Source organism: Herbidospora yilanensis (assembly GCF_001570565.1).
Taxonomy (GTDB): domain Bacteria; phylum Actinomycetota; class Actinomycetes; order Streptosporangiales; family Streptosporangiaceae; genus Herbidospora; species Herbidospora yilanensis.
The window spans coordinates 67,626-82,838 of record NZ_BBXE01000036.1 but is presented as its reverse complement, the minus strand read 5'-3'; the positions used below and the strand labels follow the sequence as shown (position 1 = coordinate 82,838).

The 15,213-nt window shown below is 70.4% G+C and carries 13 protein-coding genes; 7 read left to right on the top strand and 6 right to left on the bottom strand.

The annotated features are described in order from the left end of the window. Positions 1-15: 15 nt before the first annotated feature. Positions 16-636: a mycothiol-dependent nitroreductase Rv2466c family protein gene (locus AW273_RS28490; RefSeq protein WP_062354613.1), complete on the bottom strand. Its 621-nt coding sequence runs from the start codon at positions 634-636 to the stop codon at positions 16-18. A gap of 167 nt (positions 637-803) precedes the next feature. Between AW273_RS28490 and pepN the strand changes: the two genes are divergently transcribed. Both pepN and AW273_RS28480 read left to right on the top strand, forming a co-directional pair. After that, complete coding sequence (gene pepN, locus AW273_RS28485) at positions 804-3,371, top strand: aminopeptidase N (RefSeq protein ID WP_062354611.1); 2,568 nt, start codon at positions 804-806, stop codon at positions 3,369-3,371. A gap of 71 nt (positions 3,372-3,442) precedes the next feature. Next, positions 3,443-4,411, top strand: coding sequence for a hypothetical protein (locus AW273_RS28480; RefSeq protein ID WP_062354609.1), 969 nt, complete (start codon positions 3,443-3,445; stop codon positions 4,409-4,411). A gap of 10 nt (positions 4,412-4,421) precedes the next feature. Here the strand turns inward: AW273_RS28480 and AW273_RS28475 are convergent, their stop codons facing one another. Beyond that, positions 4,422-5,819, bottom strand: a complete 1,398-nt coding sequence (locus tag AW273_RS28475; RefSeq protein WP_062354606.1) for an amidase — start codon at positions 5,817-5,819, stop codon at positions 4,422-4,424. Positions 5,820-6,083: 264 nt separating this feature from the next. On the opposite strand from AW273_RS28475, the gene AW273_RS28470 reads away from it, so the two are divergent. The 4 genes from AW273_RS28470 (at position 6,084) to AW273_RS28455 (ending at position 10,147) form a co-directional block, all read left to right on the top strand. After that, complete coding sequence (locus AW273_RS28470) at positions 6,084-6,761, top strand: nuclease-related domain-containing protein (protein ID WP_232327639.1); 678 nt, start codon at positions 6,084-6,086, stop codon at positions 6,759-6,761. Between the two features lie 145 nt (positions 6,762-6,906). Continuing rightward, complete coding sequence (ilvD, locus tag AW273_RS28465; RefSeq protein WP_062354602.1) at positions 6,907-8,751, top strand: dihydroxy-acid dehydratase; 1,845 nt, start codon at positions 6,907-6,909, stop codon at positions 8,749-8,751. Between the two features lie 38 nt (positions 8,752-8,789). Next, positions 8,790-9,278, top strand: coding sequence for a helix-turn-helix transcriptional regulator (locus AW273_RS28460; protein WP_030456772.1), 489 nt, complete (start codon positions 8,790-8,792; stop codon positions 9,276-9,278). 113 nt (positions 9,279-9,391) lie between these two features. Further along, positions 9,392-10,147, top strand: coding sequence for a serine hydrolase (locus tag AW273_RS28455; protein ID WP_062354598.1), 756 nt, complete (start codon positions 9,392-9,394; stop codon positions 10,145-10,147). A gap of 70 nt (positions 10,148-10,217) precedes the next feature. Here the strand turns inward: AW273_RS28455 and AW273_RS28450 are convergent, their stop codons facing one another. The 3 genes from AW273_RS28450 to AW273_RS28440 are packed head-to-tail and all read right to left on the bottom strand — an operon-like array spanning position 10,218 to position 11,797. Beyond that, complete coding sequence (locus AW273_RS28450; RefSeq protein WP_062354595.1) at positions 10,218-10,433, bottom strand: FmdB family zinc ribbon protein; 216 nt, start codon at positions 10,431-10,433, stop codon at positions 10,218-10,220. A 28-nt stretch (positions 10,434-10,461) separates the two neighbouring features. Further along, a complete protein-coding gene (locus tag AW273_RS28445; protein ID WP_062354593.1) occupies positions 10,462-11,277 on the bottom strand; it encodes a GNAT family N-acetyltransferase in 816 nt (271 codons plus the stop codon). Between the two features lie 10 nt (positions 11,278-11,287). Continuing rightward, complete coding sequence (locus tag AW273_RS28440) at positions 11,288-11,797, bottom strand: HNH endonuclease (protein WP_062342319.1); 510 nt, start codon at positions 11,795-11,797, stop codon at positions 11,288-11,290. 287 nt (positions 11,798-12,084) lie between these two features. Between AW273_RS28440 and AW273_RS28435 the strand changes: the two genes are divergently transcribed. Beyond that, positions 12,085-14,151, top strand: coding sequence for a prolyl oligopeptidase family serine peptidase (locus tag AW273_RS28435; RefSeq protein WP_062354590.1), 2,067 nt, complete (start codon positions 12,085-12,087; stop codon positions 14,149-14,151). Between the two features lie 178 nt (positions 14,152-14,329). Here the strand turns inward: AW273_RS28435 and purU are convergent, their stop codons facing one another. Then, the gene (gene purU / locus AW273_RS28430; RefSeq protein ID WP_062354587.1) at positions 14,330-15,178 is read right to left on the bottom strand and encodes a formyltetrahydrofolate deformylase; all 849 of its coding nucleotides are present in this window, start codon (positions 15,176-15,178) and stop codon (positions 14,330-14,332) included. Positions 15,179-15,213 lie beyond the last annotated feature (35 nt).

The window sequence follows — 15,213 nt, the reverse complement described above, 5'->3', positions numbered from 1 at the left end:
GTGTCATAGTTCCACTCAATCGAAAATGGGGTCCCGGGTCCGGGTCCGCTTCAGTTCGAAGAAGCCGTCGAACGACCCGACCAGCAACACGCCGTCCCACAGCCGGCCCGCCTCCTCGCCCTTGGGGGCGGGGCTGATGACGGGCCCGAAGAAGGCGTTGCCCTCGATCGAGATCACGGGCGTGCCGACGTCCATGCCGACCTGGTCCATGCCCGCGTGGTGGGAGCGGCGGATGTCCTCGTCGTACTCGGTGGAGTCCATCTCGGCGGCCAGCGCCGGGTCGAGCCCGGCGGCCTCCAGCGCCTCGGCGACGACCTCGGCGAACTCGTCGGGGTTCTTGGAGCGCCCGCCGGGGTGGAAGCGGGTGCCGATCTGCGTGTACAACTCGCCGACGACCCGGTCGCCGTACTTGCGCCGCGCGGCGGCCACCACGCGGACCGGGCCGATGGCTTTGCTCAAACGTGCCTGATATTCCGGGGAGATGTCGCGTCCCTCGTTGAGGAAGGTCAGGCTCATCAGATGCCAGTGGACCTCGACCGGCCGCACTTTCTCCACTTCGAGCATCCAGCGCGAGGTCAGCCAGGCCCACGGACAGAATGGGTCGAACCAGAAATCGGCGATCTTGCGTTCGGACATTTGTTCACTCTCCCGACAGGAATGTGGTTCCATCGATCGACAACCGGAGTCAGGGATCTACCTATTCCAGGTAGGGAAACATTTGATTGCGGCTTTGTCCGGTCGTCGTGGAAGGATGCGGTCATCCCGGTCGCGACGGCGCGGCGGGCCGTGTGTGAGGAGCGGATGTGGCAGGCAATCTGACCCGTGACGAAGCCCGGGAGCGCGCCCGGCTGCTGACCGTTCAGTCCTATTCGGTCGAGCTCGACCTGACCGAGGGCGACGAGCGGTTCGAAAGCGTCACGACGGTCCACTTCACGTGTGCGCAGCCCGGCGCCGACACCTTCATCGACCTGCACAACGCCCGGGTGCGGTCGGTCGTCCTGAACGGCGCCCGGCTCGACGCCGGCGCCTACGACGAGGACGCGGGCCGCTTCCCGCTCAGCGGCCTGGCCGAGCGCAACGAGCTCCGCATCGACGCCGACTGCACCTACATGCGCACCGGCGAGGGCCTCCACCGGTTCGTCGACCCGGTCGACAAGCGCGTCTACCTGCACAGCCAGTTCGAGACCGCCGACGCCCACCGCATGTACGCCTGCTTCGACCAGCCCGACCTCAAGGCCACCTTCGAGCTGACGGTCCTGGCCCCCGCCGACTGGCAGGTCATCTCCAACTCCGCCCCCGACGAGTCGCTGGAGCTGGAGCAGCACGAAGGCCGCCATGGCACGCTCCAGGCGGCCAAGCGGTGGCACTTCCCGGCGACGCCGGTGATGTCGACCTACATCACCGCCCTCGTGGCCGGCCCCTACGCCTCCGTCCACGACGAGCACGACGGCATTCCCCTCGGCATCTACGTCCGCCAGAGCCTGGCCGAGCACCTCGACGCCGGCAACATCTTCGAGGTGACGAAGCAGGGGTTCGACTTCTTCCACCGCGTCTTCGGCCTGCGCTACCCCTTCGGGAAGTATGACCAGCTCTTCGTCCCCGAGTTCAACGCGGGCGCGATGGAGAACGCCGGCTGCGTGACCTTCCTGGAAGACTACGTCTTCCGCTCCCGGGTGACCGACGCCCTGATCGAGCGCCGCGCCGAGACCATCCTCCACGAGATGGCCCACATGTGGTTCGGCGACCTCGTGACCATGCGCTGGTGGGACGACCTGTGGCTGAACGAGTCGTTCGCCACCTACATGTCGGTGCTCTGCCAGGCCGAGGCCACCCGCTGGGGCCAGGGCGCCTGGACGACCTTCGCCAACGTCGAGAAGGCCTGGGCCTACCGCCAGGACCAGCTCCCCTCGACCCACCCGATCGCCGCCGACATCCCCGACATGCACGCCGTCGAGGTCAACTTCGACGGCATCACCTACGCCAAGGGCGCCAGCGTCCTGAAGCAGCTCGTGGCCTACGTCGGCCTCGACAACTTCCTCGCGGGCGTCCGCGACTACTTCAACGAGCACGCCTGGGGCAACACCGAGCTGAAAGACCTGCTCGGCGCCCTGGAGCGCACCTCCGGCCGCGACCTGTCGTCCTGGTCGAAGGAGTGGCTGGAGACCTCCTGGGTCAACACCCTGCGGCCCTCCTTCGACGTCGACGCCGAGGGCCGGTTCACCCGGTTCGAGGTGCTCCAGGAGGCCCCGGCCGACTACCCGACGCTGCGCTCCCACCGGGTCGCGATCGGCCTCTACTCCGACGTGCTGGGCGTGCTGACCCGGGTCAAGCGGGTCGAGCTCGACGTCGTCGGCGCCCGCACCGCCGTGGCCGAGCTGGTCGGCGAGCTCCAGCCCGACCTGGTCCTGGTCAACGACGACGACCTGACCTACGCCAAGGTCCGCCTCGACGAGCGCTCGCTGGCGACCGTGGTCAACGGCGGCATCGTCAAGTTCGCCGACTCGCTGCCGCGCGCCCTGTGCTGGTCGGCCGCCTGGGACATGACCCGCGACGGCGAGATGGCCACCCGCGACTACGTCACCCTGGTCGAGTCGGGCATCCACTCGGTCCGCGACCTGACCGTCCTGCAGACGGTGCTGCGCCAGGCCCGCATGGCCGTCCAGCAGTACGCCGCCCCCGAGTGGCGCGACACCGGCATGGCCACGCTGGCCGCCACGCTGCGCCGCCTCTTCGAGGGCGCCGAGGCCGGGTCGGACCACCAGCTCGCCTACCTCAACGCGTTCGCCGAGGTCGCCACCTCCAAGGCCGACCTCGACCTCCTCCACGCCATCCTGCTGGGCCTGAACGTCCCGGCCGGCCTGACCGTCGACGCCGACCTGCGCTGGACCCTCACCCGGGCCCTGGTCGTCGGGGGCGTGCTCGGCGCCGCCGACATCGACGCCGAGCTGGTGCGCGACGCGACCGCGACGGGCGAGCGCTCGGCCGCGCAGGCCCGCGCCTCGATCCCGACCGAAGAGGCCAAGGCGAGCGCCTGGGCCCGCATCGTCAGCGGCGAGCTGAGCGGGGCGGTGCTGCGCTCGACCATCCTCGGCTTCGGCGAGCCGCGCCGCGTCGACCTGCTGGAGCCCTACGGCCCCGCCTTCTTCGCCGAGGTCACCGGAATCTGGAAGAACTGGACCAGCGACTCGGCCCAGAACTTCGCGGTCGGCTGCTACCCGACCCACCTGATCCGCCCCGAGACGGCCGAGGCCACCCACGAGCTCATCACCACCGCCCAGCCGCCCCACGGCCTGAAGCGGCTGCTGCTCGAAGGCGCCGACGGCATCGACCGCGCCCTGAGGGCTCGGGCGAAGGACGCCGCATCCGCCTGAAAGGTCACGTAGGTTCAGGGGAGGCCGGGCCCGCGCCCGGCCTTCCCCGTACCCCGTGAGAAAGTGAATGGATGGAGTCGGCCCACGACCTGCTCATCGCGCTGGCCCGCCGTTATTCCTTCGGCGACGTCGGCGCCCTGTCCGGCGCCGTGCTGCCCGACGAGTCGCGCGCGGCGCTGGTCGCCGCCGTCTGCGAGTTCGGCCAGCGCCTGCTGACCCTTGACGCCGAAGACTTCGCCAGCGAGCTCGACGCGCCGGTGATCCCGGCCGACCTGCGCCGCCGGGCCCGTGCCTGCCACATGCCGCAGACGCCGAAGGAACGCCCCCGCGGCGCCCTCGACTCGTTGCGGCCGGCCTACTCCCTGCTCCTTGAGGTGATCAAGGTCCGCTGGGACCAGCGCGAGCTCAGCGCGATGATGGCGGCGGTGCACATCACCTCCGAATACCTCCCGCTGCTCGCCTTCGAAGAGGCCCTGGGCCACTCGGGCGACCCGGCCCGCTGGCCCGAGGGCCTCCAGGCGCCGGGCAGCCGCTTCGGCGTCATCGGCGAGAAGGAGTGCGACCACACCCGCTCCGAACAATCGGCCACCCAGCGCTCCTTGCGCGTGGCCGCCGAGCCGGCCGAGGGCTGGCGGGCCTATTTCGACCGTCAGCACAGCCAGGTCGCCGGAGCGATGGCGGTCTGCGTCGCCAAGTGCCGCACTCCCTGCACGGCCATGGACTGGGTCCCCGACAAGGAGACCCTGTCCACCCGCTGCCGCACGGCCCTGGCCTTCGCCGACACCCCGCTCGTCCGGCTCCGCCACGCCGCCCCGGTCGGCCACGGCTTCGGTGTGCCCTCACCCGAAGAGGTGCTGGAGGCCTGGCGGCGCAGCAGGGCCGTGCTCGACAAGAACGGCGTCGGCCACCAGGTCACCAAGAACGACGGCTTCCCCCTTGAGGGGCTGCCGAGCCTGGTGTCGGCCATCGCGGGCACCGACCTGCGCCCGGCCGGCCTGCTGGCCGACGTGTCCGAACACGTGGTCTCGCTGCTGACCTGACCTCCGGCCGCTACCACCCCGGTGGGCGGCGGTCTCCCCAGAAGCCGCCCACCGCCTGTTCGACCTGGGCCGACAGCATTATGAGGGTGCCCTCGTCGGCCCACCGGCCGGCCAGCATGACGCCGACGGGCAGGCCGTCGGGCGTCCAGTGGATCGGCAGGTTGACCGCGGGCTGGCCGCTGAGGTTGTAGGCGGCCGCGAACGGCGCGAACCGCTTCATGCGCTCGAAGGTCTCGGACGGGTCGTCGACGTCCTCGAACCAGCCGATCTCCGGGGTCAGCCCGGTGACGGTCGGCGTGAGCACCGCGTCGAAGGCGTCGGTGACCAGCAGCGCGAACCTGGTCGTCAGTTGCAGCGCCGACCAGGCCCTGAGGAAGTCGGGCGCGGGCGTGGCGAACCCGCGCTCCCGCAACCACGCCGTGACGGGCCGCAGCAGGTGCTCCTTCTCCGGCGCGACGGGGTGCATGCACGCGAATGCGAACCACATGCGCTCGAACAGCGGCACGACGTCGGCGCCGTAGGGGTTGTCGATGTCGACGACCTCGTGGCCGAGCCCTTCCAGGAGGGCCGACGCCTTCTCGTAGGCCGCCACGACCTCGGGATGGAGCTCCGCCCCCTCGACCACCGGGTCGCGGTGGCGCGCGATCCGCAGGCGGCCGGGATCGCGCTTGGTGTAGGCGAGGAACGTCGTCTGGGGATCGGGCGCCCGGTAGAGGTCGCCCGGCTGGTGGTGGGCCAGCACGTCGAGCAGGGCCGCCGCGTCGGCGACGTCACGGGCCAGCGGGCCGTTGGCCGACAACCCCGCCAGGTCGGGGATCATCGGGGCGAGCGAGACGCGTCCACGACTGGGCTTGATGCCGAACAGCCCGCACGCCGCCGCCGGGATGCGGATCGACCCCGCTCCGTCACTGCCGTGCGCGACCGGCGCGAGCCCGGCGGCCACGGCGGCCGCCGCTCCCCCGCTCGACCCCCCGGCCGACCTCGTGACGTCCCAGGGGGTGCGGGCCGGTGGCGCGACGGTAGGTTCCGTGTAACAGGGCAAACCAAACTCTGGCGAATTGGTCTTACCGGTCATAACGGTCCCGGCGTCGCGAAGGCGGGTGACGAGCGAGTCGTCCACCGGCGCCGTGAAGCCCTCATAAGTGGCCGAACCGAACCTGACGGGCACGCCCTTCACGAAGTTCAGGTCTTTCACCGGCACCGGCACGCCGAACAGCGGCCGGTCTCCCGGATCTTCGTTTTCGAGGCGTCGTGCCTGCTCAAGGGCCAGATCGGCGGTCACGGTGACGTAGGCGCCGACCTCGTCGGCACGGGCGAGATAGTGTTCCGCGATCTCGACGGGGGACAGGTCACGGGCACGAACCGCGGAGGCGAGTTCGAGAGCGGTGAGATCATGAATGCCGGCCACTGCCGGAAGATATCTAGAGATGATGCCCTATACCAGCACACACGAATCAGCAAATGTTGGCCACAAAAGTATGAACCAGGCTCCACTAGGCAACAGCTTGGCGCCTCAACTACGGTCTGTTATGTGGATAGCCGTCTAGCGCCCGAAGAGGGTCACGATGCGTCACCGATCTGGGTGAGCGATCGTGAGGAGCGCCCCCCGACGCGACCCGACACGCCCGCGTCGACCTACGCGCCAGTAGAGCGCGCGTCTCTGCGGAGCACCTTGCAGCAACCCAGATACCAGGATCTGGTACGCCGAGCAGCCATCTCCGTCGCGGTGGGGATCGTGACGGGCCTGCTGTTCGGAAGCGTCCGGACGGGTCTCGTGTTCTTGGTGCTGACCGCGATCGGGCTGACCGTCTACCGGGCCCGGACGACCTCGTCCGTCCCGGCCTGGCGGCGGCCGTCGGTCGCGGAGCGGCGGACCGAGGCCCAGTTGAAGAAGCTCGAACGCGGTGGTTACCGCACGCTCCACGCCCGGTCGATCCCCGGCAGCGACGCCCAGATCGACCATCTGGTGGTGGGCCCGACAGGGGTCTACGCGGTCGACTCCGAGAAGTGGGACCGGCGTCTTCCCGTCCGCGTGCAGTCACACCGCAAGCTCTTCCACGGACCGTTCAACCAGAAGCCGCGCCTCGACGAGGCGCGCTGGGAGGCCACCCAGGCCGGCGACCTGATCAGCAAGGCGCTCGGCCGCGAGATCACCGTCGTTCCGTCGCTGGCCATCTACGGGCCGGCGATCCCCTGGCGGATCCTCAACATCCGCGAGGTCGACGTGTTCTCCGGCAGCATGGTCCGCAAGTGGATCACCAAGCGGGAGAAGTCGCTCACGGCCTCGGAGGTCGATTCGATCTTCAAGGCCGCCGAGAACGTCCTGCCCTCGCGCTACAGCGAGGCCTGACAGAGGAACGTTCTAATCCATCGTCCGATCAGGCCCGTGCCCGGGGCGGCACGGGCCGTTTCACGTTCTGGGACCCGTGTCTCAGTGCTCGGGCGGCGGACTTACCATGTATGGACGTCGAACGTCTTCTGATCGGAGTCTGGCCATGCCCGCCCTCAGGTCTCGAACGGTCACCCACGGCAGGAACATGGCCGGTGCCCGGGCCCTGCTCCGGGCGACCGGGGTAGCCGGAAGCGACTTCGGCAAGCCGATCGTCGCGGTGGCCAACAGCTTCACCCAGTTCGTGCCGGGCCACGTCCACCTCCGCGAGGTCGGCGACGTGGTGGCGGGCGCGATCCGCGAGGCGGGCGCGATCCCGCGCGAGTTCAACACCATCGCCGTCGACGACGGCATCGCGATGGGCCACGGCGGCATGCTCTACTCGCTGCCCTCGCGCGAGCTGATCGCCGACGCGGTCGAATACATGGTCAACGCCCACTGCGCCGACGCGCTGATCTGCGTCTCCAACTGCGACAAGATCACCCCGGGCATGCTGCTGGCGGCCATGCGGCTGAACATCCCGACCGTCTTCGTGTCGGGCGGCCCGATGGAGGCCGGCAAGACCCAGATCGCCGGCAAGGGCCGCAAGCTCGACCTGATCGACCCCATGATCGCGGCGGCCGACGACAGCGTCTCCGACGAGGAACTGCTGGCGATGGAAGAGGACGCCTGCCCGACCTGCGGCTCCTGCAGCGGCATGTTCACCGCCAACTCGATGAACTGCCTCGTCGAGGCGATCGGCCTGGGCCTGCCCGGCAACGGCACGATCCTGGCCACCCACAAGGCCCGCGAGCAGCTCTACAAGGACGCCGGCAAGCAGGTCGTCGAGATCGCCCGGCGCTACTACGAGAACGACGATCTCTCCGTGCTGCCCCTCTCGATCGCCACCAAGGACGCGTTCGAGAACGCCATGGCCCTCGACGTCGCCATGGGCGGGTCGACCAACACGATCCTCCACATCCTGGCGGCGGCCCGCGAGGCCGGGGTCGACTTCGGCCTGAAGGAGATCAACGAGATCTCCCTGCGGGTGCCGTGCCTGTGCAAGGTCGCCCCGGCGACGAACAAGTACCACATCGAAGACGTCCACCGGGCCGGCGGCATCCCCGCGATCCTGGCCGAGCTCGACCGCGGCGGCCTGCTCCACCGCGACACCGTCACCGTGAACGGCGGCACCCTCGGCGACCTGCTCGACAGGTGGGACGTGCGGTCGCCCAGCGCGGTCAACCCCGATCTGTGGCACGCCGCGCCCGGCAACGTCCGCACGGTGAAGCCCTACTCGCAGGACAACCGCTGGGAGACGCTCGACGTCGACCGCGCCGAGGGCTGCATCCGCGACGTCGAGCACGCCTACACCAAGGACGGCGGCCTGGCCGTCCTCTACGGCAACATCGCCGTCGACGGCTGCGTCGTGAAGACCGCGGGCGTCGACGAGTCGATCTGGAAGTTCTCCGGCCCGGCCGTGGTGTTCGAATCGCAGGAGGCCGCCGTCGACGGCATCCTCGGCGGCGGGGTCAAGGAGGGCGACGTCGTCGTCATCCGCTACGAGGGCCCCAAGGGCGGCCCCGGCATGCAGGAGATGCTCTACCCCACGTCCTTCCTCAAGGGACGCGGCCTGGGCAAGGCCTGCGCGCTGGTCACCGACGGCCGTTTCTCCGGCGGCACCTCGGGCCTGTCGATCGGCCACGCCTCCCCCGAGGCGGCCGAGGGCGGCACGATCGCCCTGGTCGAAGACGGCGACCTGATCGAGATCGACATCCCCGGCCGCTCGATCGAGCTGAAGGTGTCCCAGGCCGACCTGGCCGCCCGCCGCGAGAAGCTGCTGGCCGAGCTCGGCCGCTACCGCCCGCACGACCGCGAGCGCCCGGTCACCGCCGCCCTCCAGGCCTACGCCGCGCTGACCACCTCGGCGAGCACCGGAGCCTCACGAGACCTCTCTCAGCTCGCGAACTAGTTCGAGAAAATGTCAGTGGGCTTATCTAAAATCAAGGTATGGCCACTGTCATTCGGCACAACGGGTCCCTGACGACCGCCGAGCTCGCCGCGCTCGCGCTCTCGCTCGCCCACCTCGGCGCCGGTCCACAGTCCGTGACCGCGCGCCGGGGTCTGCGCCACGCGCTCGACCACATCGAGCTCGACGACGATGTGATCGCGACGACCCTGTCCACCCTGACGACTCCCCTGTCCCCCGACGTCGCCCGCCGCGCCCGCGCGGTCGCCCAGGCCATCACCTCCCGGCTCGTCGTCCGCATCCACTACCTCGACGCCGCCGGCAACCTCAGCGTCCGCGACGTGGAGCCGGTGACCTGCCTCGTCCACCGCGAACACTGGTATCTGGCGGGCTGGTGCCGCATGCGCCGCGGCATCCGCGCGTTCCGCTTCGACCGGATCATCTCGGTCGAGTCCACCGACATCCCGGCACGCCCCCACTTACCCGAACGATTCCTGCCGTTCCAGCGCCGGAGTAAGACTGCGGCATAACCCGCGTGTCGTGAAACCGCCGGTCAGGGCCCTCGGCCGACTCTGTGATCATGAACCTGAGGTCCCTACCGGCGGCATGCACGCGGGTCAGAGCCGCGCGCGAGGTGCCCACGATGGCTGAAGGGGCCTCCGAAGGGGCCTTCTGCCCGGCCGACCGGCTGACGCTGACGCGTGAGGTGGCCGCCTACCTGCGCACCCGCCCGGGGCGCGCGGCGGTGGCCGTCCACGACCGCCTGGCCGGAACCCGGTTCACGGTCGAACCGGCGCCCGGCATGTTCCGGCTGGCCAGCGTCGCCAAGGTGGGCATCCTGCTGGGCACCCTCCTCAACGCCCAGTCCGGGCGGCGCGAGCCGACCCCGGCCGAGCGGGTGCGCGCCGAGGCGATGATGCGCCGGAGCGACAACGCGGCGGCCCAGGAGCTCGCGGTCGAGCTGGGCGGCAGCGCGGGCCTCACCCGCCTGCTGCACGGCCTGGGCGTCGACCAGACCTGGCCGGCCCCGGCCTGGGGCACCACCCGGAGCTGCCCGGCCGACCAGCTCAAAGTCCTCGATCTGCTGACCTCACCCACCGGACCCGTGACGGCCGGCAACCGGGCCTACGCCCACACCCTGATGACCTCGGTCGAGCCCTCCCAGGCCTGGGGCGTCGGCGCGGCGGCCCGGCCCGGGGAGCAGGTCGCGATCAAGAACGGCTGGATGCCGGTGGGCGACCACGGAGGCAGGTGGGTGGTCAACAGCGTCGGCCGGCTCTCCTCGGGGAGGTCCGACCTGCTCATCGCGGTTCTGACCGAGCACAATCCCGACATGGAGACCGGCGTCGAAACGACGGAGGAGCTGGCCGGCCTCGTGATCTCGGCGATCCGCCGCTGACGGGCCGACGTGCACGCGGCGACGCCACCGGGCCGCCGCGACGCCATGCCGCCGCGGCGGTGACGCCGGGTCAGCCGCAGCAGCCCCCGCCGCAGCAGCCGCCACCGCCACCTGAGGGGCGGGCGGCCGGGCCGGAGGCGGTGCCGGTCACCGCGACCGTGGAGAGGAGTTTCACCGTGTCGTCGTGGCCGCCGGGGCAGGGGGCGGGGGCGTTGGCCTCGGCCATGGGGCGATTGAGCTCGAAGGTCGAACCGCAGGCGCGGCAGCGGTAGTCATAACGCGGCATGCGACCAGACTACGGTCCCCACGCCGGCCTAGGTGAAGGAGACCGAGGCGTAGTCGCCCACCGGGACGTAGCCGAGCTTCCGGTAGATCGAGTTCGAGGTCGGGTTCGACAGGTCGGTGAAGAGCAGCACCTCGGTGGCGCCGGCCGCCAGGGCGGCGGCGGTGGCGGCGTGGGTGACCGCCGAGCCGTAGCCCCTGCCGCGCAGCTCCGGCGGGGTGTAGACCGGGCCGATCCGCGACATGCCCGCGATCGGCTGGGAGAAGGCGGCCATGGAGACGGGCGATCCCGCGTCGTCCCAGTAGAGGAGTTCCTCCCGGTTGGTCCGGGCCGAGACCAGCGGAGTCGGGTCGGCGTCGCGGTCGACGTGGGCCTCGTTCTGGAAGGCGCGGAACCAGGCGACGAGATGGTCGCGGTCGGCGGCGGTGGCCGTACGGGACGAGCCGGGGGTTCTGTGCGGGGCCAGGGCGGTCAGACGGTAGAGGCGCTCCCTGCGGCGGAAGGTCTCGGGACGCCACCAGACGCGGCTGAAGGCCTCGGCCACCTCCAGCGGGGCGGAGACGCCCGGGACCGGGTGGTCGATCGCGATCAGCTCGCGGGCCAGCGCCCCGAGGGCGTGCACGGGCACCGCGCCCAGCAGGAGCGGGTAGGGCGGGGTGTGCAGGATCGCCCCGGCGACCTGGTCGTCTTCGACGAACCAGCCGCAGAGGTTGTCGTCGCGGAAGACGCCGCCCCGCAACCCCCGCAGCACGGTCAGCGGGACCGTGTTGCGCACGGGGTCGCGGAGCAGCCAGTCTTCGGCGTCACCGGGGAAACCGGTGACATCGTCGCTCAGAACCCAGGTCATGCACCGGATCCTAGGCCGCCGACTCCTCAAGGTAGGGAGCCCATTGCGGGTCCCCGTCGAGCTGGGCGCCGATCAGCCTCCAGTGGGGCCCGCGCGGGACCACCGGGAGCACCCGGAGCTGCCAGCCGATCTCCTCCAGGAGTTTGTCGGCCTTGCGATGGTTGCAGGGCATGCACGACGCCACGCAGTTCTCCCACGTGTGCGGGCCGCCCTTGGAGCGGGGGATGACGTGGTCGATCGTCTCGGCCCGCTGGCCGCAGTAGGCGCAGCGGAAGTCGTCGCGGCGCATCAGCGCCGCCCGCGTGAGCGGGATCCTCGACCGGTAGGGAATGCGGACGTAGCGGCGAAGCCGGATCACCGACGGGATGTCGAGGGTCCGGGTCGCGGAGCGGAGCACACCGCCGCGGCCGTCGCGATGGATGATGTCGGCCTTCTCGCGGAGCACCAGCACGATCGCCCGGTGCATCGAGAGAGTGGTCAGTGGCTCGTAGGTTGCGTTGAGGAGTAGAACCTGGCGCATCAGCCGACCTCCCCGGCCATGGCTGTGCGCCGGAGTTGTGGCCCCGTCTGTTGGGACTCGGGTCGTTCTTTCACACGGACCTCCGCCGGACGGCCCAGCGGATGGTCACCACGGCACCGTCCTCAACCAAAGTGTGTCCTTTGCGAAGACAAGTCCGCCACCCCATAACCTGGGCAACTGGTACGCCTGATGCTCTTTATGCCCCGGCGATCATCTTTTTACTCCCCCCGCCAGGCGTGTCGGCCAACGGTGTCGGGCTGTCGGTGAGCTGCCTTAGAGTGCCAGGCATGACGCGACCTTCCTACCCCGCCGCAAGGCGTGCCGACGTGGCCGACGTGCTCCACGGCACCACCGTGCCCGACCCCTACAGGTGGCTGGAGGAGCCGGCGTCCGCCGAGGTCGCCGACTGGCTCGCGGCGCAGGCCAAGCTGTTCGGCGAGGCCGAGCTGACCGGCCGTGAGCGGTTCCGCGGCCGGGTGGCCGAGCTGCTGAAGTCGGGCTCGATCGGGGTCCCGGCCTGGCGGGGCGCGCGGCGCTTCTTCATGCGGCGCACCCCCGAGCAGGAGCACTCGGTCCTCTACGTCGTCGACGCCGACGGCGCCGAGCGGGCCCTGCTCGACCCGATGGCGCTCGACCCCAGCGGCCTCACCACCCTCGACACGTGGCAGCCCGACAAGGAGGGCCGTCTGCTCGCCTACCAGATCTCGGTGGGCGGCGACGAGGAGTCGAAGCTCTACGTCATGGAGGTCGACTCCGGCGAGATCGTCGAGGGGCCGATCGACCGCTGCCGCTACTCCCCCGTGGCCTGGCTGCCCGGCGGTGAGCGGTTCTACTACGTCCGCCGGCTCGCCCCCGAGCTGGTGCCCCAAGACGAGGAGCAGTACCACCGGCGGGTCTACCTGCACACGGTCGGCGCCTCGCCCGACGACGACGTCCTGATCTTCGGCGAGGGGCTGGAGAAGACCAACTACTACGGGGTCTCCGTCTCGCGCGACGGGTCGTGGCTGACGATCTCGGCGTCCCGGGGCACCGCGCCGCGCAACGACCTGTGGCTGGCCGACCTGCGCGGGGGCGACATCGCGGCGCCGGAGCTGGTGACCGTGCAGGAGGGGGTCGACGCCCAGACCGGGCTCCACTTCGGGCGCGACGGGCGGCTCTACGTCTTCACCGACCGCGACGCGCCCCGGGCCCGGGTCTGCGTGACCACGCCCGACCAGCCGGGCTACGAGTCGTGGCGCGACCTGCTGCCCGAAGACCCCGAGGCGGTGCTGAGCGACTACGCCATCCTCGACGACCTCGACGAGCCGGTCATGCTGGCGGGCTGGACCCGCCACGCGATCTCCGAGATCACCGTCCACCGTCTCGACACCGGCGAGCGCGTCGGCTCGGTGCCCACGCCCGGCATCGGCACGATCGGCGGCATCTCCGAACGCCCCGAGGGCGGTCACGAGGCCTGGTTCGGCTACACCGACAACACCACCCCGCCCACGATCCAGCGCTTCGACGCCCGCACCGGCGAGACCACCCTGTGGGCGGCCTCCCCCGGCACGGTCGACGTGCCGCCGGTGAAGACCGAGCACCTGGTCTACCCGTCGGCCGACGGCGCCGAGGTCCACCTGCTGGTGATCTCCCCGGTCGACGGCGACGGCCCGCGCCCGACCATCCTCAACGGCTACGGCGGCTTCGGCATCTCGATGACGCCCGGCTACTCGGCGTCGGTGCTGGCCTGGGTCGAAGCGGGCGGCGTCTACGCGATCGCCCAGCTCAGGGGCGGCGGCGAGCAGGGCGAGGAGTGGCACCGCGACGGCATGCTGGCCAACAAGCAGAACACCTTCCGCGACTTCGAGGCCGCCGCCGAGTTCCTGATCGCCCAGGGCGTCACCACGCCCGAGATGCTCGGCATCTCGGGTGGCTCCAACGGTGGCCTGCTGGTGGGCGCGGCGCTGACCCGCCGCCCCGACCTGTTCGCCGCCGTCGTCTGCTCGGCCCCGCTGCTCGACATGATCCGCTACGAGAAGTTCGGCCTGGGCGCGACCTGGAACGTCGAATACGGCTCGGCCGACGATGCCGAGGAGTTCGGCTGGCTGTGGGCCTACTCGCCCTACCACCACGTGAAGGAGGGCGTCGACTACCCGGCGACCCTGTTCACGGTCTTCGCCAGCGACACCCGCGTCCACCCGCTGCACGCCTGGAAGACCGCCGCGGCCCTTCAGCACGCCACTGGCGGCGACCGGCCGATCCTGCTCCGGAACGAGGCCGAGGCGGGGCACGGGGCGCGCGCGGTCAGCAAGAGCGTCGAACTCGCCGCCGACCAGCTCGCCTTCTTCGCGACCCATCTGGGTCTGAAGGGCTGATCGACGTCCTCGGCCGCACGGCCCGCCCTCGGTGACGGGCCGTGCGGAGAGCTCGCCGGTCCGAGGTCAGGTGCCAGGGCAGCGTGCCGAGCATCTCCGCCGATCCGTGCCCGGAGCCACGTGCGGCGAGCGCCTCACAGGACGCTCTCCTCGGTCCCGGAACCGAGGAGCCGATGTCCTAACGCGGGAAGATGACCGTCTTGTGGCCGTCGAGGAGGATGCGGTGGTCGGCGTGCCACTTGACGGCCCGGGCGAGGGCCTGGCATTCGAGGTCCCGGCCGATCGCCACGAGGTCTTCCGGGGAGTGGGTGTGGTTCACCCGGGCGACCTCCTGCTCGATGATCGGGCCCTCGTCGAGGTCGGCGGTCACGTAGTGGGCGGTGGCGCCGATCAGCTTCACGCCACGGGCGTGTGCCTGGTGGTAGGGGCGCGAGCCCTTGAACGACGGCAGGAACGAGTGGTGGATGTTGATCACCCGGCCCGACAGCTTGCCGCAGAGATCGGCCGAGAGCACCTGCATGTAGCGGGCCAGCACCACCAGGTCGGCGCGGTAGTGGTCGACCAGGGTCAGGATCTCCTGCTCCTGGCGCTCCTTGGTAGCCGGGGTGACGGGCAGGTGGTGGTAGTCGATGCCGTGCGACTGGGTGAGGGGCCGCAGGTCGGGGTGGTTGGAGGCGACCGCGACGATCTCGATGCCGAGCGACTTCGACCTGACCCGGTAGAGCAGGTCGTTGAGGCAGTGGTCGAACTTGGAGACCAGCACCAGCACCCTCGGCAGCACAGCCCGGTCGAAAAGCTGGAGTTCCATCCCGAAGTCGGGGGCGAGGGCCGCGAAGTCCGCGCGCAACACGTCGGCGGCGGTCTCGGCGGTGAACTGCACCCGCATGAAGAACCGTTCGGAGACGGGATCTCCGAACTGCTGGCTTTCGGTGATGTTGCAGCCGTGGCGGGCCAGCAGCCCCGAGACGGCGGCGACCACGCCGGGGCGGTCGGGGCACGAAAGCGTCAGCACGTATTCGGCGGTCATATTCCGCAAACCTTCAGTCGACGGGGTGACTCGGA